Consider the following 16,352-nt stretch of genomic DNA (forward strand, 5'->3'; position numbering starts at 1 on the left):
GGTCTCCTTTTTTTGTCACTCAAGTCACTATCAGAACAACACGCGGCAACGAATGGTGCCGTTGATGTGCTGCAGCTTCTCTTGCGCCATTTCCGAGTACTCGGCGTCGACGTCGATCACGACGTAGCCGACTTTCTCGTTGGTCTGCAGGAACTGACCGGAAATGTTGATGCCGTTTTCGGCGAAGACCTTGTTGATCTCGCTCATCACACCCGGAATGTTCTCGTGGATGTGCAGCAGACGGTGCTTGCCAGGGTGAGCCGGCAGGGCCACTTCCGGGAAGTTCACCGACGATACCGAGGTACCGTTGTCGCTGTACTTGACCAGTTTTTCTGCCACTTCCAGACCGATGTTGGCTTGCGCTTCAGCGGTGGAACCGCCGATGTGCGGGGTCAGGATCACGTTGTCCAGGCCACGCAGCGGGCTTTCGAACTCTTCTTCGTTGGAGCGTGGCTCCACCGGGAATACGTCGATGGCAGCGCCGATCAGGTGCTTGTCCTTGATCGCGTCCGCCAGCGCTTGCAGTTCAACTACAGTGCCGCGAGCCGCGTTGATCAGGATGCCGCCCTTCTTGATCGCACGGATTTCTTTCTCGCCGATCATCCACTGGGTCGCAGCGGTTTCCGGAACGTGCAGGGTGACGATGTCGGACATGCCCAGCAGCTCGGTCAGGTTACCGACCTGAGTGGCGTTGCCCAAAGGCAGCTTGGTCACGGTGTCGTAGAAGTACACCTGCATGCCCAGGCCTTCCGCCAGAACCGACAGTTGAGTACCGATCGAGCCATAACCGACGATGCCGAGCTTCTTGCCACGGATCTCGAAGGAGTTGGCCGCGCTCTTGATCCAGCCGCCACGGTGGCAGGAAGCGTTCTTCTCTGGGATGCCGCGCAGCAACAGGATCGCTTCGGCCAGCACCAGCTCGGCAACGGAGCGAGTGTTGGAGTACGGAGCGTTGAACACTGCGATGCCGCGTTCGCGGGCAGCATTAAGGTCAACCTGGTTGGTGCCGATGCAGAAACAGCCGACAGCGACCAGTTTCTTCGCGTGATCGAAGATTTCTTCGGTCAGTTGAGTGCGCGAGCGAATGCCGATGAAGTGCGCATCAGCGATCTTTTCCTTCAGCTGGGCTTCCGGCAGAGAACCTGTGAGGTACTCGATGCTGGTGTAGCCCGCCGACTTGAGGACGTCGACAGCCGATTGGTGGACGCCTTCGAGAAGAAGGAACTTGATCTTGCTCTTATCGAGAGAAGTCTTGCTCATCTGCGTAAACCTGTATCCCGGAGAAAAATGGCAGGAAATAGCCAGCAGACGCTGACCCGGACGGCAGGAAAGCCGTCGCCACAGAATAGCCGTTGGGCACTATCCTGCGGGGTCGGTATGCTAGCATATGCACCCCGCTAAACACTCATTCCTGCGACGTGAAGCGTTCTCAGGATGACCATGAATTGTTCGAGAGTTCTGTCGATGACCAATCCTGCCCTGATTGAAGAGCTGAAGACCCTGGTTGAGCCTGGCAAGGTGCTGACCGATGCCGACTCCCTGAATGCTTACGGTAAGGATTGGACCAAGCATTTCGCCCCGGCCCCGACCGCCATCGTGTTCCCCAAGACCACCGAGCAGGTCCAGGCCATTGTCCGTTGGGCCAATGAGCACAAAGTTGCGCTGGTGCCGTCGGGCGGTCGCACCGGGCTGTCCGCCGCTGCCGTGGCCGCCAATGGCGAAGTCGTTGTGTCCTTCGACTACATGAACCAGATCCTCGATGTGAACATGACCGACCGCACCGCGGTCTGCCAGCCGGGCGTGGTCACCGAACACCTGCAGAACGTCGCCGAAGATAAAGGCCTGTACTACCCGGTGGATTTCGCTTCGGCAGGTTCGAGCCAGATTGGCGGCAATATCGGCACCAATGCCGGCGGGATCAAGGTTATTCGCTACGGCATGACCCGTAACTGGGTCGCGGGCATGAAAGTGGTCACCGGCAAAGGTGATCTGCTGGAACTGAACAAAGACCTGATCAAGAACGCCACCGGTTACGACCTGCGCCAGCTGTTCATCGGCGCTGAAGGCACCCTCGGTTTCGTGGTCGAAGCCACCATGCGTCTGGACCGCGCGCCGAAAAACCTCACCGCCATGGTCCTCGGCACGGCCGATTTCGACTCGATCATGCCGGTGCTGCACGCGTTCCAGAGCAAGCTCGACCTGACCGCCTTCGAATTCTTCTCCGATAAAGCGTTGGCCAAGGTCATGGGCCGGGGTGACGTACCGGCGCCTTTCGAAACAGATTGCCCGTTCTACGCGCTGCTGGAATTCGAAGCGACCACCGAAGAAGTGGCCAACCACGCCCTGGAAACCTTCGAGCACTGCGTTGAGCAGGGCTGGGTGCTGGACGGCGTGATGAGCCAGAGCGAAACCCAGCTGCAGAACCTCTGGAAGCTGCGCGAATACATCTCCGAGACCATTTCCCACTGGACGCCGTACAAGAACGACATTTCGGTCACTGTGTCGAAAGTCCCGGCATTTCTGAAGGAAATCGACGCGATCGTCGGCGAACACTACCCGGATTTCGAAATCGTCTGGTTCGGCCACATCGGTGACGGCAACCTGCACTTGAACATCCTCAAGCCGGAAAACCTGAGCAAGGATGAGTTCTTCGCCAAGTGCGCGACCGTCAACAAGTGGGTGTTCGAAACCGTCGAGAAGTACAACGGTTCGATTTCCGCCGAACACGGCGTGGGCATGACCAAGCGTGATTACTTGACTTACAGCCGCTCGCCGGTCGAGATCGAGTACATGAAAGCGGTCAAAGCGGTGTTCGATCCGAACGGCATCATGAACCCGGGCAAGATCTTCGCTGTTTGATTTTCGAACGTTAAGAGCACGAAACAGGAGTCGGTAATGAGCTATCAGCACCAGTATGTCGACGGTACGCGTATTCACTTCCCACTGGGGAAAGTGGTGTGCATTGGCCGTAACTACGCCGAACACGCCAAGGAACTGGACAACCCGGTGCCTACAGAACCGCTGCTGTTCATTAAGCCGGGCAGTTGCGTCGTGCCGCTGGAGGGTGGTTTCAGCATTCCGACCGAACGTGGCTCGGTGCATTACGAAGCGGAAATCGCGGTGTTGATCGGCAAACCTTTGTCGACCAAACCGAGCCGTGAAGAAGTGCTCGATGCCATCTCCGGCTTCGCCCCGGCCCTGGACCTGACCCTGCGCGACAAGCAGGCCGAGCTGAAAGCCAAGGGCCTGCCGTGGGAAATCGCCAAGTCCTTTGACGGTGCGGCGGTGATTGCGCCATTCGTGTCCGGCAGCACATTCGCTGACCTGACCGACATCGGCATCCGCCTGACCATCAACGGCGAAGTGCGCCAGGATGGCAACAGCAGCGCAATGCTCAACCCGATCGTGCCGATGATCCAGCACATGGCCGGCTGCTTCTCGCTGCAGGCCGGTGATGTGATCCTGACGGGTACGCCAGTTGGCGTCGGCCCGCTGAATGTCGGTGACGAACTGGTGCTGGAATTGCCAGGCGCCAGCAGCTTCACCAGCAGCGTGCGCTAGTCAGATCACCGCTGAACCCTGTGGGAGCGAGCCTGCTCGCGATAGCGGTCTGTCATTCGACATCATTGTTGAATGTGCTGGCCTCATCGCGAGCAGGCTCGCTCCCACATTTGGTTTCTGTGATGGGCAATGGAAGGGCAATCCCGCCATTTCCCGTTTTTTTCACATTCCGTCCGGATAATTCCGGGACTTGCGGCGTCTTGGCCGGTCCCAATTGTGCTATTACCCTTAGCCTGAATTTCTGGAACGCATCCCTCAATGGTCACCCAACAACCACTGCCCAAGCTTAAAACTGCCCGCCGCTCGCGCTTTGTCATGCGTTGGTATTCCTGGCTTTTGCTGGTGGCAGCCATCGCGTACGGCGTTGCGTTTGCCATGCATTGGGATGACCGTGGCGTGCTCTGGTTGCGCGAGCGTTTCGAAAGTCCCGCCGAACGTCAGCAGAGCATCTGGCTGCCGGATTACCGGGCAGTGATCGATGCCAAGGTGCTGCCGGGCATGGAGAAGGACGAAGCGTCGGACCTGGCGTACGACCCTCAAACCAAAACCCTGTTCTCGGTCATGGGCAAGAACCCGTTCCTCGTCGAGCTGACACTGCAGGGCGACGTGCTGCGCAAAATGCCGCTGGTGGGCTGGAGCAATCCTGAAGGCGTGACCGTGATGGGCAACGGTCTGCTGGCCATCGTTGATGAGCGCGACCACATGCTCTCCATCGTCAAGGTTGACGCCAACACCCGCGAGCTGAACATCGCCAACTTTGCGAAATACGACCTCGGCCCTTCGAAAGACCAGAACAAGGCGTTCGAAGCCATTGTCTGGGATTCGCGCAATCAGCAAATGTTGCTGGGTGAAGAGCGTCCACCGGCGTTGTCCTCCTGGAAAAGCAACGATGGCCAGACACTCACCGGCGACAAGCAAAAACTCACCAGTGATGCACTGGACATCCGCAACCTCTCGGCCCTGGCCATCGACCCGCGCACTGGCCACACCCTGGTGCTGTCTGCCGACTCCCACTTATTGCTGGAGCTGGACGAGAAAGGCGAGCAGGTCAGCTTCATGACCTTGCTGGGCGGCTTCAATGGTTTGAAGAAAACCATTCCTCGCGCTGAAGGCGTGACCATGGACGAGGCGGGCACGCTGTACCTGGTGAGCGAGCCGAACCTGTTCTACCGCTTCGAAAAGCAGAAATAAGCCCGCCGTGAGGGTGGCGCGCGGTCGCCTGTTGGGGTACACCTGCGGGACCGCGGCCACTGGCCATTAAGCTTCAATTCAGACTGCCGTGGTATTTCATCCGCCCGTCCTGATTCCGAACTTGCCCGAATGCGCCGACTTGCCCGCCCCAAACCCCTGATTCTGATCCTGTCGGTCATTGCGTTGATCGCGCTGGTTGCGGTCGGCCAGAACCTGCGCCTGTTCGAGCGCGCCTGGTTCAACCTGCACGCCCTTTGGCAGCCAGAGAACGGTCAGTCCATCGCTCTGGATCAGTACCAGGTAGCGGTCGAGGCGCGAGTCATTGTTGGGCTGGACAACGATGTTTCGGCGCTGACCTTCGATCCGGTGCGCAAAAGCCTGTTCACCGTCACCAACAAAAACTCAGAGCTGATCGAACTGTCGCTGGACGGCCAAATTGTTCGACGCATTGCGTTGATCGGGTTTGGCGATCCGGAAGCCGTGGAATTCATCAGCGCCGATACGTACGTGATCACTGACGAACGTCAGCAGCGGCTGATCAAGATTCATCTGGAGAACGACACAACGTTCCTTGATGCAGCGGATGCCGAGCAGATGACCCTTGGCGTGCACATGAGCGGCAACAAGGGCTTCGAAGGCCTGGCTTACGACTCGGTGGGCAAGCGGTTGTTTGTCGCCAAGGAGCGCGACCCGATGCTGATCTACGAAGTGCAGGGCTTTCCCCATTACAACCCGGAAAAATCCTACGCGGTGCACGTCGTGAACAACCCCAAGCGCGATGCCGGGATGTTCGTGACGGACCTGTCGAGCCTGCAATACGACGAGCGCAGCGGCCATCTGTTGGCGTTGTCGGATGAGTCGCGGCTGATTCTGGAACTCGATGTGGACGGGCGGCCGCTGAGTACCCTGTCATTGAGCAAAGGGCGTCAGGGGTTGCAGAAGACGGTGCCCCAAGCGGAAGGGATCGCCATGGATGACGACGGTACGATGTACCTGGTGAGCGAGCCGAACCTGTTCTACGTCTTCAAAAAACCGGTACAACCCTGACCAACACCCCAAATCTACTGTGGGAGCGGGCTTGCTCGCGATGAGGCCGTGTCAGTCGATCGAGATGTTGACTGAAAGACCGCTATCGCGAGCAGGCTCGCTCCCACATGATTTATCTGCGTGTCGAATTACTTCGCGCGCAGGGTTTTCACGCCTTCGCTGGTACCCAGCAGCAGCAAATCCGCCGGACGTGCCGCGAACAAACCGTTGGTGACCACGCCGACGATCGCATTGATCTGCGTCTCCAGCTCCACCGGGTTGGTGATCTGCATGTTGAACACGTCGAGGATGATGTTGCCGTTGTCGGTCAGCACGCCTTCGCGGTAGACCGGGTCGCCGCCGAGCTTCACCAGCTCGCGGGCCACGTGGCTGCGGGCCATCGGGATCACTTCCACCGGCAGCGGGAACGCACCGAGCACTGGCACCAGTTTGCTGGCGTCGGCGATGCAGATGAAGGTCTTGGCCACAGCCGCGACAATCTTCTCGCGGGTCAGGGCTGCGCCGCCGCCCTTGATCAGGTTCAGGTGCTCGTCGCTTTCATCGGCGCCGTCGACGTAGAACTCCAGGTCGCTGACCGTGTTCAGCTCATACACCGGAATGCCGTGGCCCTTGAGGCGGGCAGCGGTGGCTTCAGAACTGGCGACCGCGCCGTCGAACGCGCCTTTGTGCTTGGCCAGTGCGTCGATGAAGCAGTTGGCGGTGGAGCCGGTGCCGACCCCGACGATGCTCTTGTCGTCGAGTTTCGGGAGGATGAAGTCGACGGCGGCCTGAGCCACTGCCTGTTTGAGTTGATCCTGGGTCATGCGGGCTCCGAAGCGGGCAAGGGAAGAACGGAAAGGCCGGCATTATAGCCCCATGCCGGGCTAAAACCTCCTGTGGCGAGGGGATTCATCCCCGTTCGGCGGCGCAGCCGTCGTAAAACCTGAGAGTGCGGTGTATCTGGGGGAATGCTGGGGAGCGCTTCGCACTCCAACGGGGATAAATCCCCTCGCCACAATGGATCTGCGGTGTTTGCGAAGGCTAAAACCTCTTGATTCGTGTGGTCGCCCAGCCGAAAGCCGGGTTAGACTCCTTGGCCCTGCCCAACCCGCTCAGTGATGCTTTCCGATGCTCGAACAGTACGTCAAAAAGATCCTCACCTCGCGCGTTTATGACGTTGCCGTAGAAACCCCATTGCAGACTGCCCGCCAGCTCTCCGAGCGGCTGGGCAACAGTATTTGGCTCAAGCGCGAAGACTTGCAGCCGGTGTTCTCGTTCAAGATTCGTGGCGCCTATAACAAGCTCACGCAGCTTTCCGATGAAGAGCGCGCTCGTGGCGTGGTCACTGCTTCCGCGGGCAACCATGCCCAAGGCCTGGCCCTGGCGGCGAAAGTGTTGGGCGTGAAAGCGACCATCGTGATGCCCAAGACCACCCCGGAAATCAAAGTCGAAGGCGTGCGTTCACGCGGCGGCAAAGTGGTGCTGCACGGGGATTCGTTCCCGGAAGCCCTGGCCTACTCGCTGAAACTGGTCGACGAAAAAGGCTACGTCTACATCCACCCTTACGACGATCCCCACACCATTGCCGGGCAGGGCACGGTGGCGATGGAGATCCTGCGCCAGCACCCTGGCCGTCTGGACGCGATCTTCGTCCCGGTGGGTGGTGGCGGATTGATCGCCGGGATCGCGGCGTACGTGAAGTACCTGCGGCCTGAAATCAAAATCATCGGCGTCGAGCCGGACGACTCCAACTGCCTGCAAGCCGCCATGGCCGCTGGCGAGCGTGTGATCCTGCCGACCGTGGGCCTCTTCGCCGACGGCGTCGCCGTGGCGCAGATTGGTCAGCACACGTTCGACATCTGCAAAGATTATGTCGATGAAGTGATCACCGTCAGTACCGATGAAATCTGCGCGGCGATCAAGGACATCTACGACGATACCCGCTCGATCACCGAACCTGCCGGCGCCTTGGGCGTGGCCGGGATCAAGAAGTACGTCGAGCAACGCGGCGTCACCGGGCATACCTTCGTGGCCATCGACTCTGGCGCCAACGTCAACTTCGACCGCCTGCGCCACGTCGCCGAACGTGCTGAACTGGGCGAGGGCCGCGAAGCGATTATCGCCGTGACCATCCCCGAGAAACCGGGCAGCTTCAAGGCGTTCTGCGAAGCCATCGGCAAGCGCCAGATCACAGAATTTAACTACCGCTACAACACCGGCAACGAGGCGCACATCTTTGTCGGCGTGCAGACACACCCGGAAAACGATCCGCGCAGTGCGCTGCTTGCCAGCCTGACGGAGCAGGGTTTTCCGGTGCTCGACCTGACCGACAACGAGTTGGCCAAGTTGCACATCCGTCACATGGTTGGCGGACGTGCGGCGCATGTGGTGGATGAAGTGATTCTGCGCTTTGAATTCCCGGAGCGTCCGGGCGCGCTGTTCAACTTCCTCAACAAGCTCGGTGGGCGCTGGAACATCTCGATGTTCCATTACCGCAACCATGGCGCAGCGGATGGTCGTGTGGTCGCGGGCCTGCAAGTGCCTCACGATGAACGCCATCTGGTGCCCGCAGCGCTGGAAGAAATCGGCTACCCGTACTGGGACGAAAGCGACAACCCGGCCTATCAGCTGTTTCTCGGCTGAGCGGCTACGCTGATGGCCAGGCTATAAGGAAATCGAACAATGGAAACGTTAACCGCCCTGAAAGTCGCTCATATGGTGGCGACGGTGTTGCTGCTGGTCAGCGCACTGGGTCTGGCGATCTGGGTGTGGCGTACGCGCCGTAACGGCGACGCAACGGCTCATGCGCGCACATTGCAGCGGCCGCGAGTATTTATCTGGCTGGTGATGGGGCTGGCCCTGCTGAGCATGCCGTTTACCGGCTGGTGGATGGTGCATCTGGTGGGCTGGCCGCTGGGGCAGATCTGGTTGTTGGCTTCCAGTGTGCTTTACACCGTCGCGGCGTTGGGCTGGTTCTGGTTGCTGGTGCGGCTGAACAAACTGCGCACTGTTCCGAGTGGCAGCGGCAAGCTCACTTTCGCCATCGCACTGTTCAGCTTCGTCTGTTTTATCGCGATCGCGGGGTTGATGGGCGCCAAGCCGGTTTAAGGTTTAAATCGAGTCGCCCCAATCGCGAGCAGGCTCACTCCCACATTGGATTTGTGATCGACGCAAATCCCTGTGGGAGCGAGCCTGCTCGCGATGGCGATATCAGTCGCGCAGAGTAATCACCGGCCAACCACGCTTCTCGGCTTCAGCACGCAGATTCGGGTCCGGGTCGACGGCGATCGGATTCGTTACCTGCTCAAGCAGCGCCAAATCATTCATCGAGTCGCTGTAGAAGTAACTGTCTGCCAGCGAATGCCCGGTCTCTTCCAGCCAGCGACTCAGCCTTGTGACCTTGCCTTCCCGGAAGCACGGAACATCAGTGCTGCGCCCGGTGTAGCGGCCATCAACCATTTCACATTCCGTGGCGATCAGGGTTTCGACGCCCAGACGCTGGGCAATCGGCCCGGTAACAAAACGGTTGGTCGCGGTGATGATCACCAACTTGTCACCCGCCTCGCGGTGCTTGGCCAGCAGTTCGAGACCCTTGGGCAACACAATCGGCTCAATGCAATCGCGCATGTAATCCAGATGCCATTGATCCAGCGTGGCCATCTCGGTGCGGCCGAGCACTTCCAGGCAGAAGTTCAGGTAGGCATCGTTATCCAGTTTGCCGGCCAGGTAATCCTGATAGAACTCGTCGTTGCGTGCCTTGTAGGCGACGGCGTCGAGGAAGCCGCGTTCGCACAGGTAATCGCCCCAAGCGTGGTCGCTGTCACCGCCCAAGAGCGTGTTGTCCAAGTCGAATAAAGCCAGCCGCATTGCAGTTACTCGCTGAAAAGTCTGTAGAAAGGCGTTCAGAATACGGACTTTTCACAAGAGTGCACATAAGGTAGGCCGGCTCGTTGCTGCTATCACAACCTTTGTGGAACAATGCGGCGACATGCGTTTGCGAGGTTGTTGCCGTGATCGACCCCGATGGTTTCCGCCCCAATGTCGGGATCATTCTCACGAATGATGCCGGACAGGTGCTATGGGCTCGCCGTATCAATCAAGATGCCTGGCAGTTTCCACAGGGCGGGATCAACCCCCAGGAGACGCCGGAAGACGCCTTGTACCGCGAGTTGAACGAAGAAGTGGGGCTTGAGCGCGAAGATGTTGAAATTCTCGCCTGCACCCGGGGCTGGTTGCGCTATCGTTTGCCGCAACGTCTGGTCCGCACGCACAGCCAACCGCTGTGCATCGGCCAGAAACAGAAATGGTTTCTCCTGCGCCTGGTCTCCAACGAGCAGCGGGTGCGGATGGATTTGACCGGTAAACCGGAATTCGATGGCTGGCGCTGGGTCAGCTATTGGTATCCGTTGGGCCAGGTGGTGACATTCAAGCGCGAAGTGTATCGACGCGCTCTCAAAGAGCTTGCCCCGCGCCTTTTATCGCGCGACTGACGACGGAGTTCGACCCCGAGCCATGCTCAATACGCTGCGCAAGATCGTCCAGGAAGTTAACTCCGCCAAGGATCTCAAGGCGGCGTTGGGGATTATTGTGTTGCGCGTCAAAGAGGCCATGGGCAGCCAGGTCTGCTCGGTCTACTTGCTTGACCCTGAAACCAACCGTTTCGTGCTGATGGCCACCGAGGGCTTGAACAAGCGCTCGATCGGCAAAGTCAGCATGGCACCCAACGAAGGTCTGGTTGGCCTGGTCGGCACGCGTGAAGAACCCCTGAACCTCGAAAACGCCGCGGATCACCCGCGCTACCGTTACTTCGCCGAGACCGGTGAAGAACGCTACGCCTCGTTCCTCGGGGCGCCGATCATTCACCACCGCCGCGTCGTCGGCGTGTTGGTCATTCAGCAAAAGGAACGTCGCCAGTTCGACGAAGGTGAAGAAGCCTTCCTCGTGACCATGAGCGCGCAGCTTGCCGGCGTTATCGCCCACGCCGAAGCCACCGGTTCGATCCGCGGGCTGGGCCGTCAGGGCAAGGGCATCCAGGAAGCCAAGTTCATCGGCGTACCGGGTTCGCCGGGTGCGGCGGTCGGTACCGCGGTGGTCATGCTGCCGCCGGCCGATCTGGACGTGGTGCCGGACAAGACCATCACCGACATCGCCGCCGAACTCGCGCTGTTCAAGACTGCCATCGAAGGCGTGCGCGCCGACATGCGCGCCTTGTCCGCCAAACTGGCGAACCAGTTGCGCCCGGAAGAGCGCGCGCTGTTCGATGTTTACCTGATGATGCTCGACGATGCCTCGCTCGGCAGCGAAATCACCACCGTGATCAAGACTGGCCAGTGGGCCCAGGGCGCGTTGCGTCAGGTGGTTGCCGAGCACGTCAACCGTTTCGAATTGATGGACGACGCCTACCTGCGTGAGCGCGCCTCGGACGTCAAGGACCTCGGTCGACGTTTGCTGGCTTACTTGCAGGAAGAGCGTCAACAGACCCTGGTCTACCCCGACAACACCATTCTGATCAGCGAAGAACTGACGCCGGCAATGCTCGGCGAGGTGCCGGAAGGCAAGCTGGTCGGTCTGGTGTCAGTACTCGGTTCCGGCAACTCCCACGTGGCGATCCTGGCGCGCGCCATGGGTATCCCGACGGTGATGGGCTTGGTCGACTTGCCGTATTCCAAGGTCGACGGCATCCAGATGATCGTCGACGGCTACCACGGCGAGGTCTACACCAACCCCAGCGAAGTGCTGCGCAAGCAGTTCGCCGAAGTGGTCGAGGAAGAGAAACAACTGGCCCTCGGGCTGGATGCACTGCGGGACTTGCCGTGCGTGACCGTCGATGGCCACCGCATGCCGCTGTGGGTCAACACCGGCCTGCTGGCGGATGTAGCGCGAGCGCAGAAGCGTGGGGCTGAAGGCGTCGGTCTGTACCGCACCGAAGTGCCGTTCATGATCAATCAGAGGTTCCCAAGCGAAAAGGAGCAACTGGCGATTTATCGCGAGCAACTCGCTGCATTCCACCCGCAACCGGTGACCATGCGCAGCCTGGACATCGGCGGCGACAAGTCGCTGTCGTACTTCCCGATCAAGGAAGACAACCCGTTCCTCGGCTGGCGCGGCATTCGCGTCACGCTCGACCACCCGGAAATCTTCCTGGTGCAGACCCGCGCCATGCTCAAGGCCAGCGAAGGCTTGAACAACCTGCGGATTCTGCTGCCGATGATCTCCGGCACCCACGAGCTGGAAGAAGCCCTGCACCTGATTCACCGGGCCTGGGGCGAAGTCCGCGACGAAGGCTGCGACGTGCCTATGCCGCCGATCGGCGTGATGATCGAAATTCCGGCGGCGGTTTATCAGACCAAGGAACTGGCGCGGCAAGTGGACTTCCTGTCGGTCGGTTCCAACGACCTGACCCAGTACCTGTTGGCGGTGGACCGAAACAACCCGCGGGTAGCCGACCTCTACGACTACCTGCACCCAGCGGTGCTGCAAGCCCTTCAGAGCGTGGTGCGTGACGCTCATGCCGAAGGCAAGCCAGTGAGTATCTGCGGCGAGATGGCCGGTGACCCGGCGGCGGCAGTGCTGTTGATGGCGATGGGCTTCGACAGCCTGTCGATGAACGCCACCAACTTGCCGAAAGTGAAGTGGATGTTGCGTCAGATCAACCTGAGCAAGGCCAAGGAATTGCTCGCGGAGTTGATGACCATCGACAACCCGCAAGTTATCCACAGCTCGCTGCAACTGGCGCTGAAGAACCTAGGGTTGGCGCGGATGATTAATCCGGCTTCGGCCAAGACCCTCTAAACCTGGTGCGACTCTAAAATCGACCCCTCACCCCAGCCCTCTCCCCATGGGGGAGAGGGGGAAAGGGAGCCGATCTCCATGCTGTTCAAACCCTGAGTTCGACTCGATTTCCTCGGTCGCAAAATATCAAAAAAACAACTCGGTCAGTCCCCTCTACCCCCTGGGGCGGTCCGACGTTTCGGGAGGGTTAGGGTGAGGGGTGGTTCTAACTGACACCTCACAATCTAAACCCGCACCTCTACCTCCCCCAAATGCCCGCCATACGGCCCAAAACTCCGCTCCACCATCCACCGCGTCCCATCCGCCTGAACAATCAACGCCGTACTCGCTCGCGTCCCATAAGTCGGACTGGCAATAAACACACTCGACAGCAACGTCTCGGTGGCCAACCCGACTCCGGTATCCGGCAGTTCGGCAAAGGGTGCCGTCTGCGGATCATTCAGCAACGCCAATAAAGCCTGGGGTTGCGGATCGTCCAGCACTTCCTCCAGCGCTGCCCGCGCTTTGAGCAGTTTCGGCCACGGCGTATCCAGCCCGGCGTTCGACAACCCATAAACCCCCGGTGGCAGCATCACCGCCTCAGTCTCTCGGGCATTGAAGTGCCACAGTTCGTTGGCATTGCCGACCAGCAGGTTAAATCCGGCATATTCCAGTGAACGTCCGACAACGTCCGTCAAGTAGTCATCTATCGACATGTCGCCGGTCAGGAATCGCGCGACCAGTTCACCTCGCGATTTGCGCGCGGGCGGCTGATGCGGATCGCGGATATTGGTCAGCGCGGCGAAGCGTCCATTGGCGCCAACACCGAGCCAGGTGCCTCCCGCCTCCAGATCGCGACCGGCATGCACGTGCGGTGCTTCGGGCCATTGCGCCAGCGGCAGGCTGGGCCGGGCATAGAATTCGTCGCGGTTGGCCGCCACGATCAGCGGCTGGGCGTGACCCGGTCGCCAAGCGAAAACAATCAGGCACATAAGGCAGTCCTTGTGTGTTTTCTGCCCACTCTACTCAGTCATCGTGTGGGTATCCATCGCCATCCAGTGGAGCTTGAGGCCATGCATCCGTTACCATGCCGCTCTCATTTGGGGATGCGCATGGAATTTCTGCTCTATCTGGCGCTCGGCGCCTGTGCAGGTGTGCTGGCCGGGCTGTTCGGGGTCGGCGGCGGGATCATTATCGTTCCGGTGCTGGTCTACAGTTTCAAGCTGCAAGGGTTCGATCCGTCGATCCTCACGCACCTGGCGGTCGGCACGTCCCTGGCGACAATCATATTTACCTCGGTCAATGCGATCCGCGAGCATCACCGCCGCGGTGCCGTACGTTGGCCGATTTTTGCCTGGATGACCCTCGGTATTCTCATCGGCGCCGGTTTCGGCGCGCTGACGGCTGAAGCGATTTCCGGGCCCAACCTGCAGAAAATCATTGGCGTTTTCGCCCTGGTCATCGCTGCGCAACTGGCACTGGATTTCAAACCCAAGGCCAGTCGAACGGTGCCGGGTAAAGTCGGTCTGACCGTGGCCGGCAGTGTGATTGGCTGGGCGTCAGCGATTTTCGGGATTGGTGGCGGCTCGCTGACGGTGCCGTTCCTGACCTGGCGCAGCGTACCGATGCAGCAAGCCGTGGCGACTTCATCCGCCTGCGGCCTGCCGATTGCGTTGTCCAGTGCATTATTTTTCATGATTCTGGGCTGGCACGATCCATTGTTGCCGGCCCATAGTCTCGGTTTTGTTTATTTGCCGGCGCTGCTGGGGATTGCCCTGACCAGCATGTTCTTCGCCCGACTCGGCGCACGACTGGCTCACAGCCTGTCGCCGAGGTTGCTGAAAAGACTGTTCGCCGCTTTGCTGTTCTGCGTCGGCCTGAATTTCCTGCTCTGACGCAGCGCAATCCTGGCTTAATCCTGGCGTGACAGCGTCGCCCGGGAATTTTAAAGGTTTCAACTCTAACGAGGAGTCGCAATGCTGCCTTACCCGCAGATCGACCCGGTGGCATTGGCCATCGGTCCGCTGAAAATCCACTGGTACGGCTTGATGTACCTGATCGGCATCGGCGGCGCCTGGCTGCTGGCGTCGCGCCGGTTGAACCGCTTCGACCCGACCTGGAGTAAAGAGAAACTCTCCGACATGGTGTTCTGGATGTCGATGGGCGTCATTGTCGGCGGCCGCTTGGGCTATGTGCTGTTCTACGATCTGAGTGCTTACATCGCCAACCCGTTGTTGATCTTTGAAGTGTGGAAGGGCGGCATGTCGTTCCACGGCGGATTTATCGGCGTGATGCTGGCCGCGTTGTGGTTCGGTAAAAAGAACGGCAAGTCGTTCTTCCAGCTGATGGACTTCGTCGCACCGATGGTGCCGATCGGTCTGGGCGCCGGACGTATCGGCAACTTCATCAACGCCGAGTTGTGGGGCAAGGCCACCGATGTGCCGTGGGCGATGGTCTTCCCGACCGATCCGGCGCAACTGGCGCGCCACCCGTCGCAGCTCTATCAGTTCGCCCTCGAAGGCGTGGCGCTGTTCGCCATTCTCTGGTTGTTCTCGCGCAAGCCGCGGCCGACCATGGCGGTGTCCGGGATGTTCGCGCTGTTCTATGGCATCTTCCGTTTCATCGTCGAATTCGTCCGCGTACCGGATGCGCAACTGGGCTATCTGGCCTGGAACTGGCTGACCATGGGTCAGGTGCTGTGCGTACCGATGATCGTCGGCGGTCTGTACCTGATCTGGCTGGCGTATCACCGTGCACCGGCGGCTCCAGCGGCGGCTGTATAAATTCGAACCCCGGGGCGACGGTCCCGGGTTCAAGGACACAGGTAACTCATGAAGCAATATCTCGAACTGGTCGCCCACGTCATCAAGAACGGCACCAAACAGGCCAACCGCACCGGCGTGAACACCATCAGCTTCCCTGGCGCGATGCTGCGTTATGACCTGAAGGAAGGTTTCCCGGCGATCACCACCCGCAAAATGGCCTTCAAATCGGCTATCGGCGAGATGTGCGGTTTTCTGCGCGGGGTGAACAATGCCGCCGAGTTCCGTGCGCTGGGCTGCAAGGTCTGGGATCAGAACGCCAACGAAAACGCCCAGTGGTTGGCCAACCCGTTCCGTCAGGGCGAGGACGACCTCGGCGAGATCTACGGCGTGCAATGGCGCAAATGGCCGGCATACAAGCAGATCCCGGTCAGCAACCAGGCCGCCATCGAGCAGACCCTGAATCAGGGCTACCGCCAGATCGCCGAAGGCGAAGAAGACGGCCAGGCTTACGTGGTGCTGTACAAGGCGATCGACCAGATCCGCCAGTGTGTCGACACCATCATCAAAGACCCGGGCAGCCGCCGCATCCTGTTCCACGGCTGGAACGTGGCCCAACTTGATGAAATGGCCTTGCCGCCGTGCCACTTGCTGTACCAGTTCCACCCGAATGTGGAGACCAAAGAGATCTCTTTGACTCTGTACATCCGCTCCAATGATTTGGGCCTGGGCACGCCGTTCAACCTCACCGAAGGCGCCGCGCTGCTGAGCTTGATCGGTCGCCTGACCGGCTACACGCCGCGCTGGTTCACCTATTTCATTGGTGATGCCCACGTTTATGAAAACCATTTGGACATGCTCAATGAACAGCTCAAGCGCGAGCCGTTCCCGATGCCAAAACTGGTGATCAGCGACCGTGTGCCTGAGTTTGCCAAGACCGGTGTTTATCAGCCGGAGTGGCTGGAGTTGATCGAACCGAGCGATTTTTCGCTGGAAGGCTACGAGCACCACGCCCCAATGACCGCACCGATGGCGGTCTAA

Annotated in this window: 15 protein-coding genes; 11 read left to right on the top strand and 4 right to left on the bottom strand. The window is 59.7% G+C overall.

The window, feature by feature from the left end; all coding sequences use genetic code 11:
* Positions 1 to 30 precede the first annotated feature (30 nt).
* A complete protein-coding gene (gene serA, locus IB252_RS13215; RefSeq protein WP_008150498.1) occupies positions 31 to 1,260 on the bottom strand; it encodes a phosphoglycerate dehydrogenase in 1,230 nt (409 codons plus the stop codon).
* A gap of 204 nt (positions 1,261 to 1,464) precedes the next feature.
* Here serA and IB252_RS13220 point away from each other — a divergent pair, with 204 nt between their 5' ends.
* From IB252_RS13220 to IB252_RS13235, 4 genes are all read left to right on the top strand, one after another.
* Entirely contained in the window at positions 1,465 to 2,859 is a 1,395-nt protein-coding gene (locus IB252_RS13220; protein ID WP_033053391.1) for an FAD-binding oxidoreductase, read from the top strand.
* Positions 2,860 to 2,895: 36 nt separating this feature from the next.
* Positions 2,896 to 3,561: a fumarylacetoacetate hydrolase family protein gene (locus tag IB252_RS13225; RefSeq protein WP_046045170.1), complete on the top strand. Its 666-nt coding sequence runs from the start codon at positions 2,896 to 2,898 to the stop codon at positions 3,559 to 3,561.
* A gap of 258 nt (positions 3,562 to 3,819) precedes the next feature.
* On the top strand, positions 3,820 to 4,752 hold the full coding sequence (locus tag IB252_RS13230) for an SdiA-regulated domain-containing protein (protein WP_192409064.1): 933 nt from the start codon (positions 3,820 to 3,822) through the stop codon (positions 4,750 to 4,752).
* Positions 4,753 to 4,881: 129 nt separating this feature from the next.
* Positions 4,882 to 5,799: an SdiA-regulated domain-containing protein gene (locus IB252_RS13235; protein ID WP_192409066.1), complete on the top strand. Its 918-nt coding sequence runs from the start codon at positions 4,882 to 4,884 to the stop codon at positions 5,797 to 5,799.
* A 128-nt stretch (positions 5,800 to 5,927) separates the two neighbouring features.
* On the opposite strand, the gene rpiA is transcribed toward IB252_RS13235, so the two are convergent.
* Complete coding sequence (gene rpiA, locus IB252_RS13240) at positions 5,928 to 6,602, bottom strand: ribose-5-phosphate isomerase RpiA (RefSeq protein ID WP_134420752.1); 675 nt, start codon at positions 6,600 to 6,602, stop codon at positions 5,928 to 5,930.
* A gap of 304 nt (positions 6,603 to 6,906) precedes the next feature.
* Between rpiA and ilvA the strand changes: the two genes are divergently transcribed.
* On the top strand, positions 6,907 to 8,421 hold the full coding sequence (ilvA, locus tag IB252_RS13245; RefSeq protein ID WP_192409068.1) for a threonine ammonia-lyase, biosynthetic: 1,515 nt from the start codon (positions 6,907 to 6,909) through the stop codon (positions 8,419 to 8,421).
* 39 nt (positions 8,422 to 8,460) lie between these two features.
* Positions 8,461 to 8,886: a DUF2269 domain-containing protein gene (locus tag IB252_RS13250; protein ID WP_192409070.1), complete on the top strand. Its 426-nt coding sequence runs from the start codon at positions 8,461 to 8,463 to the stop codon at positions 8,884 to 8,886.
* A gap of 102 nt (positions 8,887 to 8,988) precedes the next feature.
* Here IB252_RS13250 and IB252_RS13255 read toward each other — a convergent pair whose 3' ends face one another.
* Positions 8,989 to 9,645: an HAD family hydrolase gene (locus IB252_RS13255; protein WP_192409072.1), complete on the bottom strand. Its 657-nt coding sequence runs from the start codon at positions 9,643 to 9,645 to the stop codon at positions 8,989 to 8,991.
* Between the two features lie 143 nt (positions 9,646 to 9,788).
* Here IB252_RS13255 and IB252_RS13260 point away from each other — a divergent pair, with 143 nt between their 5' ends.
* Both IB252_RS13260 and ptsP read left to right on the top strand, forming a co-directional pair.
* Entirely contained in the window at positions 9,789 to 10,268 is a 480-nt protein-coding gene (locus IB252_RS13260) for an RNA pyrophosphohydrolase (protein WP_008150514.1), read from the top strand.
* A gap of 22 nt (positions 10,269 to 10,290) precedes the next feature.
* A complete protein-coding gene (gene ptsP, locus IB252_RS13265) occupies positions 10,291 to 12,570 on the top strand; it encodes a phosphoenolpyruvate--protein phosphotransferase (protein WP_111448407.1) in 2,280 nt (759 codons plus the stop codon).
* 224 nt (positions 12,571 to 12,794) lie between these two features.
* On the opposite strand, the gene IB252_RS13270 is transcribed toward ptsP, so the two are convergent.
* Entirely contained in the window at positions 12,795 to 13,541 is a 747-nt protein-coding gene (locus tag IB252_RS13270) for an NRDE family protein (RefSeq protein ID WP_192409074.1), read from the bottom strand.
* Positions 13,542 to 13,661: 120 nt separating this feature from the next.
* Here IB252_RS13270 and IB252_RS13275 point away from each other — a divergent pair, with 120 nt between their 5' ends.
* The 3 genes from IB252_RS13275 (at position 13,662) to IB252_RS13285 (ending at position 16,352) form a co-directional block, all read left to right on the top strand.
* Positions 13,662 to 14,444, top strand: a complete 783-nt coding sequence (locus IB252_RS13275; RefSeq protein WP_033053392.1) for a sulfite exporter TauE/SafE family protein — start codon at positions 13,662 to 13,664, stop codon at positions 14,442 to 14,444.
* Between the two features lie 81 nt (positions 14,445 to 14,525).
* Positions 14,526 to 15,332, top strand: coding sequence for a prolipoprotein diacylglyceryl transferase (gene lgt, locus IB252_RS13280; RefSeq protein WP_111448409.1), 807 nt, complete (start codon positions 14,526 to 14,528; stop codon positions 15,330 to 15,332).
* 48 nt (positions 15,333 to 15,380) lie between these two features.
* Entirely contained in the window at positions 15,381 to 16,352 is a 972-nt protein-coding gene (locus IB252_RS13285; RefSeq protein ID WP_111448410.1) for a thymidylate synthase, read from the top strand.

The sequence above is a fragment of the Pseudomonas sp. PDM10 genome, from assembly GCF_014852295.1.
Taxonomy (GTDB): domain Bacteria; phylum Pseudomonadota; class Gammaproteobacteria; order Pseudomonadales; family Pseudomonadaceae; genus Aquipseudomonas.

Coding starts and splice junctions, on each gene's coding strand:
- serA (WP_008150498.1), bottom strand. CDS start 1,260: ATGAGCAAGACTTCTCTCGATAAGAGCAAGATCAAGTTCCTTCTTCTC.
- IB252_RS13220 (WP_033053391.1), top strand. CDS start 1,465: ATGACCAATCCTGCCCTGATTGAAGAGCTGAAGACCCTGGTTGAGCCT.
- IB252_RS13225 (WP_046045170.1), top strand. CDS start 2,896: ATGAGCTATCAGCACCAGTATGTCGACGGTACGCGTATTCACTTCCCA.
- IB252_RS13230 (WP_192409064.1), top strand. CDS start 3,820: ATGGTCACCCAACAACCACTGCCCAAGCTTAAAACTGCCCGCCGCTCG.
- IB252_RS13235 (WP_192409066.1), top strand. CDS start 4,882: ATGCGCCGACTTGCCCGCCCCAAACCCCTGATTCTGATCCTGTCGGTC.
- rpiA (WP_134420752.1), bottom strand. CDS start 6,602: ATGACCCAGGATCAACTCAAACAGGCAGTGGCTCAGGCCGCCGTCGAC.
- ilvA (WP_192409068.1), top strand. CDS start 6,907: ATGCTCGAACAGTACGTCAAAAAGATCCTCACCTCGCGCGTTTATGAC.
- IB252_RS13250 (WP_192409070.1), top strand. CDS start 8,461: ATGGAAACGTTAACCGCCCTGAAAGTCGCTCATATGGTGGCGACGGTG.
- IB252_RS13255 (WP_192409072.1), bottom strand. CDS start 9,645: ATGCGGCTGGCTTTATTCGACTTGGACAACACGCTCTTGGGCGGTGAC.
- ptsP (WP_111448407.1), top strand. CDS start 10,291: ATGCTCAATACGCTGCGCAAGATCGTCCAGGAAGTTAACTCCGCCAAG.
- IB252_RS13270 (WP_192409074.1), bottom strand. CDS start 13,541: ATGTGCCTGATTGTTTTCGCTTGGCGACCGGGTCACGCCCAGCCGCTG.
- IB252_RS13275 (WP_033053392.1), top strand. CDS start 13,662: ATGGAATTTCTGCTCTATCTGGCGCTCGGCGCCTGTGCAGGTGTGCTG.
- lgt (WP_111448409.1), top strand. CDS start 14,526: ATGCTGCCTTACCCGCAGATCGACCCGGTGGCATTGGCCATCGGTCCG.
- IB252_RS13285 (WP_111448410.1), top strand. CDS start 15,381: ATGAAGCAATATCTCGAACTGGTCGCCCACGTCATCAAGAACGGCACC.